A 17,479-nucleotide genomic window follows, 5' to 3' on the forward strand; every position below is an offset into this window, starting at 1 on the left:
TTAGATTGTTTCTGCCTGCGCGGTTTCGCGCTTGCCGTAAGTCCGCGTGACGTACTCGCTGACGATTTGCTGGAATTCCTGGGCGATATGTTCGCCGCGCAGCGTCTTGACCTTCACGCCGTCGATAAACACCGGCGCCGCTGGATTCTCACCCGAACCAGGCAAGCTGATGCCGATATTCGCCTGCTTCGATTCACCCGGCCCGTTCACGATGCAACCCATCACCGCGACGTGCATCTTCTCGACGCCCGGGAACTGATCGCGCCAAACGGGCATTTCGTTGCGCAGATATGTCTGAATCTGCGATGCCAGTTCCTGGAACAACGTGCTGGTAGTGCGTCCGCAACCGGGGCAAGCGATGACCATCGGCGTGAACGAGCGAAGGCCCATGGTCTGCAGGATTTCCTGCCCGACGATCACTTCGCCGGTCCGCGCGCCGCCCGGCTCAGGCGTCAGTGAAATCCGGATGGTGTCGCCGATGCCTTCCTGCAACAGCACCGACAACGCCGCCGTCGATGCCACAATGCCCTTCGAACCCATTCCCGCTTCGGTCAGCCCGAGATGCAGCGCGAAGCTGCAACGCTTTGCCAGTTCGCGATAAACCGCGATCAGGTCCTGCACGCCGCTGACCTTGCACGACAAGATGATCTGATCGCGCCGCAAGCCAAGTTCGACCGCGCGTTCCGCCGAGCCGATCGCCGATTGAATCAGCGCTTCGTACATCACGCTTTGCGCTTCCCACGGGGTTGATCGCGCCGCGTTCTCGTCCATCATGCGCGCGAGCAGATCCTGATCGAGACTGCCCCAGTTCACGCCGATCCGAACCGGTTTGTCATAACGTGCGGCTGCTTCGATCATCTGCGCAAACTGGGTGTCGCGTTTTGCCCCGGCTCCCACGTTGCCCGGATTAATCCGATATTTCGACAACGCTTCCGCACATGCGGGATAGTCGCGCAGCAGCGTATGGCCGTTGTAGTGAAAATCGCCGACGAGCGGAACCGTGACGCCCATCCTGTCGAGCTGTTCGCGCACCGCCGGAACCGCCGCTGCCGCCTCGGGCGTGTTTACGGTGATCCGAACCAGCTCCGATCCGGCTTGCGCCAGTTCCTTGATCTGGATTGCCGTGCCGATCGCGTCCGCGGTGTCGGTATTGGTCATCGACTGAACACGCACCGGCGAATCTCCGCCGATGGTGACGAGCTGGCCGCCCCAGCGAACATCGACGGCATGCGACGACCGTCGTTTCAACGATCCGCCGAAAACGGGTTCCGACGAACAAATCTTGCTTTGGATTAGAGGTTGTTGAGCTTCGGATTGCATCTAAGTGACCCTCTGCGTTGCCGGATGCCGCACGGAGACGCGTTTCTGGAATGAATGAGACTCAAGGACAAGGACCGGCGTTTGACAATTTGCAACGCCGAAGCGAAATCTTCGCACGATTTCGTGTCAAGCCTTCGGACCGAGGTGAAACGCCACGATCCGGTGCGGGTTATTGCGAGAGCTCCGACATACGTGCGGGAGCTCTCGAAGTCAGCATCAAGGCAGTGAAAAACGCGCGACATTTCCCTTGGCCGGTCCGAACTTCGCGGCTTCGACTGGTTGCCCGTCGAACGTCAGCGAGTCGAGACCCGCGCGGTTGCCGATCGTGATCTTGAATGGCGCCTCACCCGCAACCCGCTGTACCGAATCGGCCTTCACCAAGCCGGAAAACACTTCCTTGCCATCCTTTTGACGCACGCTGAACCAGCTGTCGGCCGCGACCTTCAACTCGAGCGTATTCGAACCGGTGCCAACAGCGGCCGCGATAGATGCGGGCACCGGCGCTTCAGGCTTGGCCGCATTGGTCAGCGGAACTGCGGCAGGAACGCTCGCGCCCTTGGCGGCGGCGCCCTGCACCGCTGAAATAGTCGATGAAGACGCCGGAAGCGCATTCGTGCCCAACGGACTTGGCATTGGCTGAGCGCCGGCTTGCTGCGTGGTCGGACTATTGGTTGCTGCGCTGCTGGCTGCGGCATTGTCGCCGGGTACGACCGAACCTGCGTTCGAGCTAGATTCGTCCGATGAAGTCACGGATGAACTCGTGCTCGTTTCGCCGCCCGCCGATTGACCTGCCCCATTGGCACTTGCTTTCAGCCGGGCGAGCCACGCAGCTGAGTCGCCGCCGGTGTGCCACATTGCAAGCGCGATCACCGCAACGACCACGGCTGCTACGCCCCAGAGCCAAGACCGGCGCTTCGGCGAACTTCCGAGCGGTACCGAGACGCGGCCGCGCGGCAAGCCCGCACCGGACGACGCCGGCAACGACAAATTCTGCTCTACCGGACCGCTAGCCTGACGAAGGGCGGCCGTGAATGGCGCCGGGTCGGCGCCCATGATTTTTGCGTAGCTGCGCACAATGCCAGCCGCGAAGTTCCGGTCTGGAAAGAGGCTGAGATCACCGTTTTCGAGTGCGCGCAGCTTTTGCGGGGATACTTTCAACCGTGCGGAGACGTCATCGAGAGACCAGTTTTTCGCTTCGCGAAGCTGCGTCAGACGCGCGCCTACCGCGGCGACCGATTCAAGATTCGCACCCTGGATTGCGCCCGGTGCTGCGCTCGCGACGCGCTCCGGCTGGCTTCCTGATAAAGCTCCGGCCTGACCGCCCGACTGGCCACCTTTATGAGCGCCAAAAGGCGTCGGGTGCTGCGGCTCACTCATCCCAATTTCCTCGCATCGATTCTTTTTTGTCGCTGCTCAGCTTCGTTGCCAAGCACGGCATTACCGCACGGAATTGCCGCGCCGGCGTTGCAGACCGCTTTATAACAAAATGCACGGTGTTGTGCGCCGACTTTGATCGTTTATTGCCTATTATTCCGATTTCGCAACCTAATGACACGCATGAACCCGACCGCGTGTATGCAGCTTCACCGATTTTTTCACAGCAAGCCGCTCAAACAGCCCGGACCTCAATTATCTTGGATGATTTGCCCATACGCTGCGCAAGTCGAGTGCGGTCTTGGACTTCTCCTGCGAGTTGTCCGCAAGCTGCATCGATATCGTCTCCGCGGGTCTTGCGTACCGTGGTCACAACACCGGCGTCCAACAGTACCTCCGCGAAACGCTTGATCTGTTCATGACCCGAACGCTTCAATCCGGATTCGGGAAACGGATTGAACGGGATCAAATTGAATTTGCACGGCACGTCACGCGTCAGCGCAACGAGCTCACGCGCTTGCACTTCGCTGTCGTTCACGCCGTCGAGCATGCAGTACTCGAACGTAATGAAATCGCGCGGCGCCACTTTCAAATAGCGCTGGCACGCGGCCATCAGTTCGCGCAACGGATATTTCTTGTTCAGCGGCACCAGCATGTCGCGAAGTGCATCACTTGGAGCGTGCAGCGAAACCGCGAGTGCTACTGGCAGGTCGGCGCCGAGCCGATCCATCATGGGGACGACACCCGAGGTCGACAAAGTCACGCGACGACGCGATAAACCATACGCGTTGTCGTCAAGCATCAGGCGCATGGCGGGCACCACGGCGTCGTAATTGAGCAATGGCTCACCCATGCCCATCATCACGACGTTGGTCACTACCCGATCGGCCTTGCCATTGTTCGGCAAGCCGTAGGTACTGCTTTTCGACGCACGCAGCGCAAATTCCGCCATTCTCAACTGGCCGATGATTTCGCCCGTGCTCAGATTGCGCGAGAAACCTTGTTTGCCGGTCGAGCAAAACCGGCAATTGACGGCGCAGCCCGCCTGCGATGAAACGCAAAGCGTGCCGCGATTTTCTTCAGGAATGTAAACAGTTTCGACCGCGTTGCTGTTCCCTACGTCGATCAGCCACTTGCGCGTGCCGTCGGTGGAAACGTGATCGCGAACGATGGCGGGCATATCCAGACTTGCCCGCCCCTTCAACTTTTCACGCAGCGACTTCGCCAGATCGGTCATGCCGTCGAAGTCGTCGACACCGAACTGATGTATCCAGCGCTGCAATTGCTTGGCGCGGAACGGCTTCTCCCCCAGGCTGCCGCAATAAGCGACGAGCCCGGCGGCATCGAGATCCAGAAGGTTGACGGTGGAAGCTGTCATTCGATTTGTGCCGTTTCCTGATGAACGAACCCGAAAGCGTTTAAGGACGCGCCGCTGTTCGCCATTCGGTTATTCGCGCCAGTCCTCTCGTTAAATCTACTACCGAATTAACGCGAGTAGACGTTTACTTCGGGGAAGAAAAATGCGATTTCCTGACGCGCCGTTTCAGCCGCATCCGAACCATGCACTGCGTTGGCGTCGATGCTGTCCGCAAAGTCTGCGCGGATCGTACCTTTGTCAGCTTTTTTCGGATCCGTTGCACCCATCAGGTCACGGTTTTTCAGGATAGCGTTATCGCCTTCCAGCGCCTGGATCATCACCGGGCCGGAGATCATGAATTCGACGAGATCCTTGAAGAACGGGCGTGCCGCGTGAACCGCGTAGAACTTTTCTGCGTCAGCACGCGACAGATGAACCATGCGAGCCGCGATCACCTTCAGGCCAGCTTGTTCGAAACGGCTGTAGATCTGACCGATCACATTCTTTGCCACTGCATCCGGTTTGATAATCGACAGGGTGCGCTCGATCGCCATGAAAAACTCCAAAAAATTAACGGGTTACGAATATAAAGAATCGACAATTGTAGCACGAAGCATTGTATGATTGCGATGGAAACCTTACGGTATCGTAAGCATCCTGGCATACGGTCGTTACGAAATGCGCGGTAATTCTACTGACCGCAGCATCGCAGTGCAGCATCATTGAATTCGGCGCAATATACGCGCATATCGTGTCTATGAAGGCTCGCCACGCCGCAGCGTAAAATCAGTCGAGCCGGTATTTTTTGGAACAGTCGGCTTCACATAAGTTTAGGCAAGGAGAAATCATGAACGAATCCCCCTACGGTTTTGGTCGTACTGGCAGCGTCACATCGTCCGAAACCCGGAACCGCGTACTACGTAACACATACTGGTTGCTCGCACTTTCCATGGTGCCAACCGTGCTCGGCGCGTGGGTCGGCGTCGCGACTGGCTTCTCGCTCTTCGCGGCAACCAGCCCGGCCATGAGTTTCATCGCCTTCATGGCGATTGCGTTCGGCTTCATGTTTGCCATCGAGCGCACGAAGAACAGCAGCATGGGCGTGGTTGTCCTGCTCGGTTTCACGTTCTTCATGGGACTGATGCTGTCGCGCCTGCTGAGTTTCATTCTCGGTTTTTCGAACGGACCGCAGCTCATCATGATGGCTTTTGGTGGCACGGGCGTAATCTTCGCGGCCATGGCGACCATTGCGACCGTGAGCAAGCGCGACTTTTCCGGGCTTGGCAAGTGGCTGTTCATGGGCGTGCTGGTGTTGCTGCTGGCCGCGTTTGCGAACGTCTTTTTGCACCTTCCCGCGTTGATGCTGACCGTGTCCGTGCTCGCGATCGTGATTTTCTCGGCGTACATGCTATTCGACGTCCAGCGCGTCGTGAACGGTGGCGAAACGAACTACATCAGCGCAGCGCTCGCGATTTATCTGGATTTGTACAACGTGTTCACGAACTTGCTTGCGCTGCTCGGTATTTTCGGCGGCAACCGGAACTGATCCGGACAGCGAACGGGTTGTATCGATCAAAAAGCCGGCTTCTTTTGAGGCCGGCTTTTTTATGTTCGCGGAGGATTTAGTCGCGCTCGAACAGCGCGATGGATTCAACGTGCGAAGTATGCGGGAACATGTTCATCACGCCGGCGCCCTTCAGCCGGTAGCCCGCCTCGCTCACGAGGACGCTGGCGTCGCGGGCGAGCGTTGCCGGGTTGCATGACACATACACAATGCGCTCAGGCATCAATTCGCGATCGCCGTTCTGCGCCAGTTCCGCAAGCGCCTTCGATACAGCGAGCGCACCATCGCGAGGTGGATCGATAAGGTATTTGTCGAAGCGGCCGAGCGCGCGAAGATCTTCCGCCGTGACTTCGAACAGGTTTCGGCATGCGAACGATGTATGGCCGTCCACACCGTTCGCCTTTGCGTTTTCAAGCGCGCGTTGAGTGAGATCCTCACTACCCTCAATGCCAACTACCTCATGCGCCACTCGTGCAAGCGGCAGCGTGAAATTTCCGATACCGCAAAACAGATCCAGCACACGGTCCGTGCGCGAGGCCGCCAGCAACCGCAGCGCGCGGCTGACAAGTACACGGTTGATCTGATGATTGACCTGAGTGAAATCAGTGGGTTTGAACTGCATCCGGATATTAAATTCCGGCAGCGTGTACGCCAGTTCGCGTTCGACTGGATGAAACGGATAAGCCGTCTCGGGCCCTTTCGGCTGCAGCCAGAATTGGATACCGTGTTTGTCGGCGAAATCACGTACTAGCGTTTCGTCGGCTTCGGTCAAAGGATCGAGAATCCGCAGTACCAGTGCCGTGATCTCCGCGCCAACAGCCACTTCGATTTGCGGCAGACGATCGCGAATGGAAAGATCCTGGACGAGCTTGCGAAGTGGCATCAGCAACGCCGACACTTGCGGAGTCAGCACGTCACACGTTGGCATGTCGGCGACGAATTCGCTTTTCTTCTCGTGAAACCCGACAAGCGCACCGCCCTTCCCAGCAATCAGCCGGACAGACAACCGCGCCCGATAGCGATATCCCCACGAAGGCCCGTGAATCGGCCGGTAGATGGTCTCGGCATTCAGCTTCCCAATGTGTTCAAGGTTGTCCTCGAGCACTCGCTGCTTGACCGCGATTTGCGCGCGAACGTCGAGATGCTGCATTGAACAGCCACCGCACTTGCTGAAATAAGGGCATTTGGGACGCGTGCGCATCACGCTTTCACGCAGCACCTTGACCAACAGACCATTTTCGAAAGCCGCTTTCCGGCGAAAAGTCGCATACGAAACACGTTCGCCCGGCAGCGCACCTTCCACGAAAACAACTTTGCCCGCCGAGCCATCTTCCATGGCCGTACGGCCGACGCCCTGGGCCTCCATATCGAGCGATTTGATTTCGATCTCAACCGGTGCGGCCGTGGGGTCAAGCGGAACGATTCGCGCCGGCATGCTCCAGCGGCGATTGGATTTTTTACGAGCGCGAGGCACCTGCGGACTTCCTGACTGATATTTAAACTGCGATGGGGAACGACGTCGAAGCGAAGAATTGTAAACGATGCGGCCCGGGCTTCCCGTGAGAGATCAGCTTCCGAACGCCGAAAGGTATTCCGCCCAGTGCGGGGCCGGTTCAAGCGCCAAAGCGTTTTTCACGACGTTGATTTCGTCCGCATATTCTTCCTGCGAAAATCCGCCGCGCATCAACTGGAACCGGCAGTACATCAGATAGGTATTGACCACGTCGGTCTCGCAATAATTGCGGATTTCGTCGAGCCGCCCTTCTGAGAACGCCTGCCAGACCTTACCGCCGTCCATGCCGAGTTTCCCGGGGAAACCGCATAGCTTCGCTAGTGCGTCCAAAGGGGCGTTCGCGCGAGCCTGGTACATCGCGAGCACGTCCATGAGATCGGTATGGCGCGCGTGATAGCGACTGATGTAGTTGTTATAGCGAAATTCGCGATCATCGTTGCCGAGGTCCCAGTATCGGGATGCCGCGACGCCGTGAATCATCGCGCGATAGTGCAACACGGGCAGGTCGAACCCGCCGCCATTCCACGATACAAGCTGCGGCGTGTATTTCTCGATCACTCGAAAAAACGACTGGATCAATGCGGCTTCCGAGTCGGTTGTAGTACCGAGCGAGCGCACCCGAAACCCCGTGTTGTCGCGGAACACGCACGAGATGGCGGCAATGCGCTGCAAGTGGTGCGGCAGGAAGTCATTGCCTACACGTTCGCGACGCGCGGCGAACGCGTACTCGGCGACTTCAGCGTCGGTCAGTGTGGCCGGAAGATCTTCGAGACGGCGAATACCGTCGACATCGGGAATCGTCTCGATGTCGAAAACGAGAATGGGTGTCATTGCTTGATTGGATGCTGCGTTTTTAAAGAAAGCGCTGACCGGGCCGTCGTCTGATACCAACGGCTAAAGCACGGCGTCTTTGCGTACACCGTTCGATGCAAAAAAGCGCTTCAGCCTTACAAGCGCTTCTTGCTGAATCTGGCGTACACGTTCGCGCGTCAGGCCCATTTCGTCGGCGAGTTCTTCGAGCGTGGCCGGCTCGATGTGATTCAAGCCAAACCGACGCTCTATGACATGACGATGTTTGTCGGAAAGACGCGAAAGCCAGAGTTTTGTAAGCGTTTCCAGTTCGCGATGCTGAACTTCGGAATCGGGCGACTGGCTGGCGTCGTCGGATAGCAAGTCGAGCAGGCTACTTGCCGGATCGAGATCCAGCGGCGCGTCCAGCGAAGCCGTGTGCTCGTTCAGCGCGAGGATGTCGGTAACTTCTTCAGGCGTCTTGCCGGTGAGATGCGCGATGTCGTCAATGCTTGCATCGCGCCTGTCAGGTGCAATTGCGGCCGTCGAGTTCGCAGAGCTTTTTTCGAGATGACGTTTCGCGCGCAGAACCTGGTTCAACTCTCGGATCACGTGTACCGGCAAACGCACGGTGCGCGCCTGGTTCATGATCGCGCGCTCGATGCTCTGCCGAATCCACCACGTGGCATAGGTCGAAAACCGGAATCCGCGCGTGGGATCGAACTTTTCGATAGCGTGCATCAGCCCGAGATTGCCTTCTTCGATCAAATCGAGCAACGGCACGCCGCGATTCAGATAACCCTTCGCGATGCTGACCACCAGCCGTAAATTGCGTTCGATCATCACCTGCCGCGCCTCGAATTCGCCGGCTTTCGCGAGGCGCGAATAGCGCTGCTCTTCTTCAACGGTCAGAAGCGGCTTTACACTGATCCGATTCAGGTAATGCTGAATGGTGTCGGCGGTAAGTTCAGCTTGCAAAATCGACTTGAAATCGTCGACGTCGGGCGCGGAATCGTTTGCGCCCTCCGCTGTTTCCTTGCCGTTTGTTGCGCCGTCTTCGTCGTTATCCAATTCGGCTTCAGCCGTTTCGGATTCCGATTCGTCAGCGTGATTCGAAGCGCCGTCTTCCACCGTTGTCTGCGTGGGTCTGATTAAATCAGTCTCGGCTTGCGGCGGGAGGCGCTTCGATTTAGGCATGGTGATTTCGCTTATTGCGGCGGCAAATACGTCAGAGGGTCGACAGGTTTGCCCTGCCGGCGAACTTCGAAATGCAACATCACACGGTCCGAATCGCTATTGCCCATTTCGGCGATCTTCTGCCCTTTTGTCACCGCGTCACCTTCTTTTACCATCAAAGCGCGGTTATGTGCGTACGCGGTCAGAAAAGTTGCGTCGTGCTTGATGATGATGAGATTACCGTATCCACGCAGACCGTTGCCGGAATAAACAACCCGTCCATCCGCCGATGCGTTAACCGGATCTCCCGGCGCGCCGCCAATGTTGACGCCCTTGTTCTTGGCGTCGTCGAACGTGCCGAGAATCGGTCCGCGCGCCGGCCAGATGAACGATGGCTGCGCCGGCGGTGCCGCTGTTGCGCCGTTATCGATTCCGGTTGCGGGCTGATTCAATGCCAGTCCGGGCGCGGTGCCAGATAGCGGCGGTTGCGGTGTTCCCATGCCGGACGACGAACCATAAGCCGGCGCCTGCGGCAACGTTGCGCTGTTTGCACCATACGTGTTCGTCAACGGCTGAGCCTGTACCCCGCCGCCCACGATCGGCGCGGTAGAAACGCCCGGCGTTGCGGCGGCCAGATTCGCGCCCGGAGGCGCTACACGCAGCAGTTGATCAACTTCGATCTGATTCGGGTTCGTCATGTTGTTCCACGACGCAATATCCCGATAATTCTGACCGTTTTCCAGCGCAATCCGGTATAGGGTGTCACCCGGTTTCACACGGTAATAACCAGGCGGCGGCGGACCCGGCGGCAGGACGGCGCCATCTTGCGCCGCTTGCGTGCCAATCGCGCCGCCGGTTCGGTCGACGACGGGCGCATTGTCCATCCGTGTCGCGCAGGCCGCCAGCACGGACAGCGCCGCGACACACACCATGCGCTGAACCGCGGTCAAACCAGGGTTCGCGCTCACTTCTCGTTTAGCACGCAACATACTCATCGGTGTCAAATCACTCCGGATTTTAAAGGTACAAAGAAAACCCGATCAAGCTGCGACTCGCGCCATTGCGTGGGCGAAACGCGCTCGACGAGCGTCAGTATTTGCGCTTGCGCCGTTTGCGATCCGACCGGCGCAACCAGCCTGCCGCCCACAGCGAGTTGATCGAGCAGCGCCTGCGGGACATCGAGTCCCGCGCACGCTATGACGATGGCGTCGAACGGCGCTGCCGCCGGCAGTCCGAGCCTGCCATCACCGTAATGCAAACGGATGTTCGGTACGCGCAGCGGGCGCAAATTCAACTTCGCGCGCTCCGACAACGGCCGAATCCGCTCGATGGAATACACATCGGTGGCGACTTGCGACAACACGGCCGCCTGATAACCACAGCCAGTGCCAATCTCCAGCACGTTCTTCAGGGCGCGCCCCGCAGCAACCAATTCGATCATTCTCGCGACAACCGACGGTTTCGAGATTGTCTGGTGATGGCCGATCGGCAACGCCGCGTCTTCATAGGCCTGCGCCGCGAGCCCCGGATCGACGAACATATGACGCGGCACCGCCGACATTGCCGCCAGCACTCGCGGGTCCGTGATGCCGTTTGCGCGCAACCGCTCGACCATGCGCTCGCGCACCCGTGCCGACGTCAGCGCATGCGTGCTCCCCTGCGCGCCGTGAAGCGTTGTCTTGCGAGCGGTACGGAGCTTGTCGTCTGGCGGCTGCTTCGGCTTGGACTCTGGCGCTGCGTGAATCTTCGCACTCGCCGGCACGTCGCGCGTTTCATTCATTCGCGTGCCCGAACGCAACGCCCCTGGCTGATGGTGAGTCACGACGGTGGATGGCTTCGGTGCAACATGCGGCTTTCCTGCTGCCGTTCCCGGAACACTGCCGGACTTGGCTACTACATTAGCCTTCGAACCTGGATGAAGCGCACCGGGCAATTTCGCGACCTTTCCGCCTGCCGGTTTTAGCGTGGCGGCGGCGCCGGCTTTATGCGCCGATGAAGCCGGCCGCGCAGCGCCATTGCCGCCCGCGATCGACTTCAAAACCGGCTTGACGGTTGGCCTTCCGTCCGACTTGCCGCTTGCATCGGGACGCGCAACCGCTTTGCGCGGCTCGCGCACCAGATCGGCGAGCGCCAGCGGAAAGCGTTTTGCGCGTTCGTCCGTCATGAACGGCGGCTCCGCGCTTCCGCCCACTCGCGCGTGGCAGGCAACAGCTTGGTATGCGTGAGATCGAGTTGCAGCGGCGTGATTGAAACATGTCCGTTCGCAACAGCGTGAAAATCTGTGCCTTCGCTTGCATCGAGTGCATCGCCCGACGGCCCGATCCACCAGATCGGATTCCCGCGCGGGTCGATTTGCCGGATGACAGGCTGCGATGGATGACGCTTGCCAAGTCGCGTAATGCGCCACTCTCCCATCTCGTCATAAGGCAGACTCGGAATATTCACATTCAGCAACGGATGACCCGGCATGGGGTGCGCCAGAAAATGCGCAACGATGTCGGCGGCAACGCGCGCTGCGTCGTCCAGATGCAACCAGTCGCGGCCAACCAGCGAAAACGCGATGGCCGGTACGCCGAACATGAAACCTTCGGTAGCCGCTGCCACCGTTCCCGAATAAAGCGTGTCCTCGCCCATGTTCTGGCCGTTATTGATTCCCGAAACGACCAGATCCGGCTGCTTCTCGAGCATGCCTGTCAGCGCGATATGCACGGAGTCGGTGGGCGTTCCGTTCACGTAGTTAAACCCGTTCGGCGCAGTGTGGATGGTGAGCGGGCGCGACAGCGTCAGCGAGTTCGAAGCACCGCTGCAATTCTGCTCCGGCGCCATGACCGTGACCTGTCCAAGCGGCTCCATGGCCGCGTGCAGCACGTTGAGCCCGCGGGCCAGATAACCGTCGTCGTTGCTGAGTAGGATTTGCATTCGACGATTGTAACCGAGGAAACTGGGCATGCGGCCCCGCGGCGGAGCCCTCGGGCGAACGGCCAGGTTTTCCGTCAAATACATAATGTTTTCAAGCATCTTTGATGCGTTTTCTAGACCGAATGGCTAACGCGACGCCTTCAGGCGCACGCCCGAACGAGCTCGTTCTACACTGGCACATCACAAATCTCAAAGCGAGACACCATGCGCGCCATTCGATGCAACCAGTACGGACCGCCCGAATCACTCGTGCTCGAATCCTTGCCCGATCCGAGTCCGGGCGCGGACGAAGTGGTGATTGACGTTCGCGCGGCCAGCGTGAATTTCCCAGATGTCCTGATCGTCCAGAACAAATACCAGACGAAGCCCGAGTTGCCGTTTACGCCCGGTGCCGAATTCGCGGGCGTCGTGCGCGAGATTGGCGCGAACGTCCGGCGGCTGGAGGTCGGCATGCGGGTCGCGGCCTACACGGCGCAGGGCGCATTTGCCGAACACGCAGTGGCGCGCGAGGCGGCCTGCATCGCCCTGCCTGATGACATCGATTTTGCAAGTGCGTCGACCGTAACGCTGGCTTACGGAACGTCGCATCACGCGTTGGTCGACCGCGCCGCACTGAAAGCCGGCGAGACCTTGCTCGTCCTCGGAGCGGCCGGTGGCGTGGGTCTGGCAGCAGTGGAGATTGGCAAGGCGCTCGGAGCGCGCGTGATTGCGGCAGCTTCGAGCGCAGAAAAGCTCGCGATGTGCGTTGAACATGGAGCCGATGCGACCATCGACTATTCGAACGAAAACCTGCGCGATCGCATCAAGGCGCTAACTGACGGGCGCGGGCCGGACGTCATCTACGATCCGGTCGGCGGCGAGTTTGCTGAGCCAGCTTTTCGCAGCATTGCATGGAGAGGCCGTTACCTGGTAGTGGGTTTCGCCAATGGCGAGATACCGAAGTTGGCACTCAATATGACGTTGCTGAAAGGCGCCAGCATAGTAGGCGTGTTTTGGGGCCAGCACGTGCAGCGCGAACCTGAGCTTGTGAGCGCAGCAATGCAGCAGATCTTTGGATGGATCGAGGAAGGCCTGCTCAAGCCGCATGTCACGAGACGTTATCCGCTTGAGCGGACGGCCGAGGCGCTAAGCGATATGGCGAGCCGGCGTGTATCGGGAAAGATCGTGATCGAGCCTTGAGGAAAACAGCTTCACATTTTCTCGGTGTCGCCGGCGCTCGGCTGCCATTTCATCAGGCGGCGTTCAACGAGCGCAACGATTCCGTCGAGGATCAGCGCAAACGCCGTCAGCACCAGAATGCCAGCGAATACGGTGTTGATATCGAAGGTGCCTTCGGCTTGAAGGATCAGGTATCCGACACCCCGCGCGGAACCCAGATATTCGCCCACCACGGAGCCGACAAACGCAAGTCCCACCGATGTATGCAAGCTAGAAAATACCCAGCTCGTCGCGCTCGGCAGGTACACGTGCCGCAGTAACTGCTTGCGATTGGCACCAAGCATCCGCGCGTTGGCGAGCACGACCGGACTCACTTCCTTCACGCCCTGATAGACGTTAAAGAACACGATGAAAAACACCAGTGTCACGCCGAGTGCCACCTTCGACCAGATTCCAAGCCCGAACCAGACGGCGAAGATCGGTGCGAGGATCACGCGCGGCATCGAGTTCGCGGCCTTGATGTATGGGTCGAAAAGCGCGCTCATCATCGGCGCCAAGGCGAGCCATAAACCAACGCCCAATCCGAAGACCGTTCCAATCACGAACGCGAGCACGGTTTCTATCAGCGTGACCCAGAGATGCACGTAGATCTCGCCGGTCGTGAACCACTGCCAGATGCGCAGCAACACCTTCTGCGGTTCACCGAAGAAGAATGCGGCCTTGCTGGAATCGTCGAAATAAAAAGCCGGCAACAGTGTCGGGCTGGTCAGCACATACCAGAGCACGAAGCACAGCACGAGCAGCAGCCATTGCCACACAACCAGATTTGCGCGATTCGGGCGCAACGTTTTCCACATGATGGGTCTGCTCTTCTTGGCGGATTGCTTGTCGATTTAAACAGCGGTGAGCTGTTGCTTGTAGCCTTTCAGGACCTCTTCCCGCAGCACAGACCAGATCTGCGCGTGCAGTTCGACAAAGCGCGGATGCGCGCGAATTTCCGCCACGTCGCGCGGCCGAGGCAAGTCGATCACGAATTCACCGATCGGATGCGTGCCTGGCCCGGCCGACAGCACCACTACGCGATCGGACAACGAAATGGCTTCGTCCAGGTCGTGCGTGATGAAGAGCACAGCTTTACGCTTGGCAGCCCAAAGATCGAGCAACTCGTTTTCCATGAGTTGGCGCGTCTGGATATCGAGTGCGGAAAACGGCTCGTCCATCAGGATGATGTCGGGATCAAGAATCAACGTTTGCGCCATGCCGACGCGCTTGCGCATGCCGCCCGACAGTTGATGGGGATACCGGTCGCCAAAACCGCCGAGACCAACGCGTTTCAGCCACTCCTCGCCTTTCGCGCGCGCTTCGTCTTTCGGCACGCCGCGAAAAGACAAACCGGCTGTGACATTGTCGAGCGCGGAGCGCCACGGCATCAGCGCTTCGGCCTGGAACATATATCCGGCGCGGCGATTGATCCCGTTGAGCTCGGTTCCAAAGACGTTGACCGTGCCCGACGATGGCGTAAGCAAACCCGCGCCCACGTTCAGCAGTGTGGACTTGCCGCACCCCGTCGGGCCGACGACCGAGACGAACTCCCCGGGCGCAACGCGCAACGTGGTTTCCTTGACCGCCGTGTAGCGCGAGCTGCGGTCATCGCGGGAGATGAACGTGCAGGTGACGTTTTCCAGCGCGAGCGCGGGAACGGCTGTGGTTGCTCGCTGCATCGGTTAAGCCTTGACCGTCGCCAGCGCCTTCTTGACGAAGTCGTTGGTCCACGTCTTCGACAAATCGATCGGCTTGCCTTTCACGGTTTCATCGAAGGTCTGAAGCGTCTTGAGCGACGTCGCCGGACCGTTCGCGGGCATCAGGCCATCGGGCGACATGGCTTCCTTCACGTGCTGCCACGCATCCAGATAAAGCGAGCTGTCGCCGAGCAAATAGGCTTCTGGAACCGTCGAAATCAAATCCTTGCCCGTGGCCGTCTGAAGCCACTTCAACGCCCGGACCATTGCGTTCGTCAGCGCTTGCGTGGTGTTCGGGTTCTTGGTGATGAAACTCTGCGACGCGTACAGGCAACCTGCCGGCATATCGCCACCGAAAACCGCGCGGGTATCGGCGAGCGTACGGGTGTCCGAAATCACGCGGATATCGCCGGAGCGCTCAAGCTTGGTCATGACCGGGTCGAGATTCGCCATGGCGTCAATCTGGCCGGATTGCAATGCGGCGACCGCCCCCGCGCCCGCGCCCACGCCAATAAACGACACGTCGCTTGCAGAAAGCCCGGCCTTGGCGAGAACGAAACTTGCCATGATCGACGTCGACGAGCCCGGTGCGGTCACGCCGATCTTCTTGCCTTTGAGGTCGGCAATGCCCTTGTAATTCGGCATCGCCTTCTTCGATACAGCCAGCACGATCTGCGGCGCGCGCCCTTGCAGCACGAACTCGCGGAACATTTGCCCCTTCGCCTGCAGCAGCAGCGTATGTTCGAACGCGCCCGACACCACATCCGCGCTGCCGCCCACCGCCGCCTGCAATGCTTTCGCGCCGCCGGCGAAATCCGATATCTCGATCTCGAGACCTTCGTCCTTGAAGTAGTTGCGACGCTCGGCAATGGTGAGCGGCAAGTAATAAAACAGATTCTTGCCGCCGACCGCGATAGAAACCTTGGGGTGCTCCAGCTTCGTTTGCCCGAACGCGAATGGAGTGTCGATCAGCGTGCCAGCAGCGAGCGCCGCCCCGCTTGCAATGAAAGTCCTGCGATGCATCCTGTCTCCTTGGTTTTTATTTTTTACGGCTTTGCTTTAATACCAGGCTTAAATTGCCTTGTTCGCCCGCAATCTTGCAATCTCGTCAGGATCATACCCGAGCGATTGCAGGACTTCATCGGTGTGTTCACCGAGTTGCGGCCCGAGCCAGCGCGTCTCGCCGGGCGTTTCCGAAAGCTTTGGCGTCACGTTCGGCAGGGAAATCTCGCGTCCGTCCTGCCACGGGAAACGCTGGATCATCTGACGCGCGATGTACTGCGGATCGGTGAACATATCGGCGACACTGTAGATTCGTCCCGCGGGAACATCGGCGGCATTGAGCACAGCGAGCGCTTCGTCGATGGAACGCGTGCACAGCCACACACGAATGGCGTCATCGATTTCCCGCGTGCGCGGCACACGTCCGTCATTCGATGCCAGCGCCGGATCGTTGCCGAGATCCTCGCGGCCAATCGCCATCATCAGGCGCTTGAAAATAGGATCGCTGTTACCGCCGATCACGATGCTGCCATCGCGGCACGGATACGTATTCGAGGGCACGATCCCGGGCAGCGACGCGCCCGTGCGCTCGCGGATCATGCCGTACACGCCGTATTCGGGCACCACGCTTTCCATCATGTTGAAGACGGCTTCGTACAGGGCGACATCCACTACCTGCCCCTTGCCGCCGTTCGCCTGGCGATGATGCAGTGCCATCAGCGCGCCGATCACGCCGTGAAGCGCAGCAATGGAATCGCCGATGGAAATCCCGATGCGCGGTGGCGGCAAATCAGGATAGCCCGTGATATGCCGCAAACCGCCCATGGATTCGGCGATTGCGCCGAACCCTGGCCGGTCGCGATACGGCCCGGTCTGCCCGTAACCGGACAGACGCACCATTACGAGTCCCGGGTTTTCGGCCGACAGCACTTCATAACCAAGGCCAAGTTTCTCGAGCAGTCCCGGCCGGAAATTCTCGATGACGATATCGGCTTCCTTGGCCAGCCGACGGACGATTTCCTTGCCTTCCGGAGCTTTCAGGTTGATCGTCACCGATTTTTTATTGCGTGCCTGAACGGCCCACCACAGCGACGTCCCGCCCACTTCCGGGTAGAGCTTGCGCCATTTGCGCAGCGGATCGCCGCCGTTCGGATCTTCGATCTTGATGACGTCGGCGCCGAACTCGCCCATGAAGCGCGAGGCGAACGGGCCGGCGATCAGCGTGCCGAGTTCGAGCACCTTGACGCCGGCGAGCGGTCCCGGGGATGCGCTCATGCTGTCTCCTGCATTGTTGTTGTGAATGGCGAAACCGGCCGGCTTATGAAGCGCTTAAAGCGGAATATCGAGCGCCTGAAAGCGCGGCGAACCGTCCGCGAGCGTATCGTTGAAAATTGCGGCCGGCCGTACCCACAAGCCGTGGTCATGCGGCCACAAGTGCTCATAGACGATCATGGATTCTTCGGTTTCCGAATGCCGCGCCACTCCGATCACGCGATACAAACCGCCCTTGTAATGGCGATGCGTGGCGAGCGCCAATGCTTCTGCTTCCGTCATGTTGCCTATCCTTC

General features: G+C 59.3%; 17 protein-coding genes. 2 read left to right on the top strand and 15 right to left on the bottom strand.

Annotated features, from left to right (window positions below; all coding sequences use genetic code 11):
- From ispG to ndk, 4 genes are all read right to left on the bottom strand, one after another.
- Entirely contained in the window at positions 1–1,320 is a 1,320-nt protein-coding gene (gene ispG / locus ASG35_RS24515) for a flavodoxin-dependent (E)-4-hydroxy-3-methylbut-2-enyl-diphosphate synthase (protein WP_056363914.1), read from the bottom strand.
- A 216-nt stretch (positions 1,321–1,536) separates the two neighbouring features.
- Positions 1,537–2,697: a RodZ domain-containing protein gene (locus ASG35_RS24520; protein ID WP_056363916.1), complete on the bottom strand. Its 1,161-nt coding sequence runs from the start codon at positions 2,695–2,697 to the stop codon at positions 1,537–1,539.
- Between the two features lie 232 nt (positions 2,698–2,929).
- On the bottom strand, positions 2,930–4,072 hold the full coding sequence (gene rlmN / locus ASG35_RS24525) for a 23S rRNA (adenine(2503)-C(2))-methyltransferase RlmN (RefSeq protein WP_056363918.1): 1,143 nt from the start codon (positions 4,070–4,072) through the stop codon (positions 2,930–2,932).
- A 107-nt stretch (positions 4,073–4,179) separates the two neighbouring features.
- Entirely contained in the window at positions 4,180–4,605 is a 426-nt protein-coding gene (ndk, locus tag ASG35_RS24530; RefSeq protein ID WP_056363920.1) for a nucleoside-diphosphate kinase, read from the bottom strand.
- Between the two features lie 293 nt (positions 4,606–4,898).
- Here ndk and ASG35_RS24535 point away from each other — a divergent pair, with 293 nt between their 5' ends.
- The gene (locus ASG35_RS24535) at positions 4,899–5,597 is read left to right on the top strand and encodes a Bax inhibitor-1/YccA family protein (RefSeq protein ID WP_056363922.1); all 699 of its coding nucleotides are present in this window, start codon (positions 4,899–4,901) and stop codon (positions 5,595–5,597) included.
- 76 nt (positions 5,598–5,673) lie between these two features.
- Here the strand turns inward: ASG35_RS24535 and rlmD are convergent, their stop codons facing one another.
- From rlmD to surE, 6 genes are all read right to left on the bottom strand, one after another.
- Entirely contained in the window at positions 5,674–7,050 is a 1,377-nt protein-coding gene (rlmD, locus tag ASG35_RS24540; protein WP_056363924.1) for a 23S rRNA (uracil(1939)-C(5))-methyltransferase RlmD, read from the bottom strand.
- 132 nt (positions 7,051–7,182) lie between these two features.
- Entirely contained in the window at positions 7,183–7,959 is a 777-nt protein-coding gene (locus tag ASG35_RS24545) for a 3'-5' exonuclease (RefSeq protein ID WP_056363926.1), read from the bottom strand.
- 63 nt (positions 7,960–8,022) lie between these two features.
- Positions 8,023–9,114 carry an RNA polymerase sigma factor RpoS gene (gene rpoS, locus ASG35_RS24550; protein WP_056363928.1) on the bottom strand — a complete coding sequence of 364 codons (1,092 nt, stop codon included), beginning with the start codon at positions 9,112–9,114 and terminating at the stop codon, positions 8,023–8,025.
- An 11-nt stretch (positions 9,115–9,125) separates the two neighbouring features.
- A complete protein-coding gene (locus ASG35_RS24555) occupies positions 9,126–10,088 on the bottom strand; it encodes a peptidoglycan DD-metalloendopeptidase family protein (RefSeq protein WP_056363931.1) in 963 nt (320 codons plus the stop codon).
- Positions 10,089–10,093: 5 nt separating this feature from the next.
- Complete coding sequence (locus tag ASG35_RS24560; protein WP_056364604.1) at positions 10,094–11,257, bottom strand: protein-L-isoaspartate(D-aspartate) O-methyltransferase; 1,164 nt, start codon at positions 11,255–11,257, stop codon at positions 10,094–10,096.
- Complete coding sequence (gene surE, locus ASG35_RS24565) at positions 11,254–12,012, bottom strand: 5'/3'-nucleotidase SurE (RefSeq protein ID WP_056364605.1); 759 nt, start codon at positions 12,010–12,012, stop codon at positions 11,254–11,256. The genes ASG35_RS24560 and surE overlap by 4 nt, the downstream gene beginning before the upstream one ends.
- Before the next feature lie 204 nt (positions 12,013–12,216).
- On the opposite strand from surE, the gene ASG35_RS24570 reads away from it, so the two are divergent.
- Positions 12,217–13,191 carry an NADPH:quinone oxidoreductase family protein gene (locus ASG35_RS24570; RefSeq protein WP_056363933.1) on the top strand — a complete coding sequence of 325 codons (975 nt, stop codon included), beginning with the start codon at positions 12,217–12,219 and terminating at the stop codon, positions 13,189–13,191.
- An 11-nt stretch (positions 13,192–13,202) separates the two neighbouring features.
- Here the strand turns inward: ASG35_RS24570 and ASG35_RS24575 are convergent, their stop codons facing one another.
- Genes ASG35_RS24575 through ASG35_RS24595 form a run of 5 tightly spaced genes read right to left on the bottom strand, consistent with a single transcriptional unit; the run spans position 13,203 to position 17,465 of the window.
- Positions 13,203–14,027 carry an ABC transporter permease gene (locus ASG35_RS24575; protein WP_056363935.1) on the bottom strand — a complete coding sequence of 275 codons (825 nt, stop codon included), beginning with the start codon at positions 14,025–14,027 and terminating at the stop codon, positions 13,203–13,205.
- A gap of 36 nt (positions 14,028–14,063) precedes the next feature.
- Positions 14,064–14,891, bottom strand: a complete 828-nt coding sequence (locus tag ASG35_RS24580; protein WP_056363937.1) for an ABC transporter ATP-binding protein — start codon at positions 14,889–14,891, stop codon at positions 14,064–14,066.
- Between the two features lie 3 nt (positions 14,892–14,894).
- The gene (locus tag ASG35_RS24585) at positions 14,895–15,932 is read right to left on the bottom strand and encodes an ABC transporter substrate-binding protein (RefSeq protein ID WP_056363939.1); all 1,038 of its coding nucleotides are present in this window, start codon (positions 15,930–15,932) and stop codon (positions 14,895–14,897) included.
- 48 nt (positions 15,933–15,980) lie between these two features.
- A complete protein-coding gene (locus ASG35_RS24590) occupies positions 15,981–17,186 on the bottom strand; it encodes a CaiB/BaiF CoA transferase family protein (protein ID WP_056363941.1) in 1,206 nt (401 codons plus the stop codon).
- 54 nt (positions 17,187–17,240) lie between these two features.
- Positions 17,241–17,465, bottom strand: a complete 225-nt coding sequence (locus ASG35_RS24595; protein WP_056363943.1) for a DUF1653 domain-containing protein — start codon at positions 17,463–17,465, stop codon at positions 17,241–17,243.
- Positions 17,466–17,479: the final 14 nt, after the last annotated feature.

The organism is Burkholderia sp. Leaf177, assembly GCF_001424345.1.
In the GTDB taxonomy this organism is placed as follows: domain Bacteria; phylum Pseudomonadota; class Gammaproteobacteria; order Burkholderiales; family Burkholderiaceae; genus Caballeronia.

What these genes read in the sequence shown, in the direction of transcription:
- ASG35_RS24590 (WP_056363941.1), bottom strand. Translation starts at nt 17,186, where the DNA reads ATGAGCGCATCCCCGGGACCGCTCGCCGGCGTCAAGGTGCTCGAACTC.
- ASG35_RS24595 (WP_056363943.1), bottom strand. Translation starts at nt 17,465, where the DNA reads ATGACGGAAGCAGAAGCATTGGCGCTCGCCACGCATCGCCATTACAAG.
- ASG35_RS24555 (WP_056363931.1), bottom strand. Translation starts at nt 10,088, where the DNA reads ATGAGTATGTTGCGTGCTAAACGAGAAGTGAGCGCGAACCCTGGTTTG.
- rlmD (WP_056363924.1), bottom strand. Translation starts at nt 7,050, where the DNA reads ATGCCGGCGCGAATCGTTCCGCTTGACCCCACGGCCGCACCGGTTGAG.
- ASG35_RS24575 (WP_056363935.1), bottom strand. Translation starts at nt 14,027, where the DNA reads ATGTGGAAAACGTTGCGCCCGAATCGCGCAAATCTGGTTGTGTGGCAA.
- ndk (WP_056363920.1), bottom strand. Translation starts at nt 4,605, where the DNA reads ATGGCGATCGAGCGCACCCTGTCGATTATCAAACCGGATGCAGTGGCA.
- rlmN (WP_056363918.1), bottom strand. Translation starts at nt 4,072, where the DNA reads ATGACAGCTTCCACCGTCAACCTTCTGGATCTCGATGCCGCCGGGCTC.
- ASG35_RS24520 (WP_056363916.1), bottom strand. Translation starts at nt 2,697, where the DNA reads ATGAGTGAGCCGCAGCACCCGACGCCTTTTGGCGCTCATAAAGGTGGC.
- rpoS (WP_056363928.1), bottom strand. Translation starts at nt 9,114, where the DNA reads ATGCCTAAATCGAAGCGCCTCCCGCCGCAAGCCGAGACTGATTTAATC.
- ASG35_RS24545 (WP_056363926.1), bottom strand. Translation starts at nt 7,959, where the DNA reads ATGACACCCATTCTCGTTTTCGACATCGAGACGATTCCCGATGTCGAC.
- ASG35_RS24560 (WP_056364604.1), bottom strand. Translation starts at nt 11,257, where the DNA reads ATGACGGACGAACGCGCAAAACGCTTTCCGCTGGCGCTCGCCGATCTG.
- ASG35_RS24585 (WP_056363939.1), bottom strand. Translation starts at nt 15,932, where the DNA reads ATGCATCGCAGGACTTTCATTGCAAGCGGGGCGGCGCTCGCTGCTGGC.
- ispG (WP_056363914.1), bottom strand. Translation starts at nt 1,320, where the DNA reads ATGCAATCCGAAGCTCAACAACCTCTAATCCAAAGCAAGATTTGTTCG.
- ASG35_RS24580 (WP_056363937.1), bottom strand. Translation starts at nt 14,891, where the DNA reads ATGCAGCGAGCAACCACAGCCGTTCCCGCGCTCGCGCTGGAAAACGTC.
- ASG35_RS24535 (WP_056363922.1), top strand. Translation starts at nt 4,899, where the DNA reads ATGAACGAATCCCCCTACGGTTTTGGTCGTACTGGCAGCGTCACATCG.
- ASG35_RS24570 (WP_056363933.1), top strand. Translation starts at nt 12,217, where the DNA reads ATGCGCGCCATTCGATGCAACCAGTACGGACCGCCCGAATCACTCGTG.
- surE (WP_056364605.1), bottom strand. Translation starts at nt 12,012, where the DNA reads ATGCAAATCCTACTCAGCAACGACGACGGTTATCTGGCCCGCGGGCTC.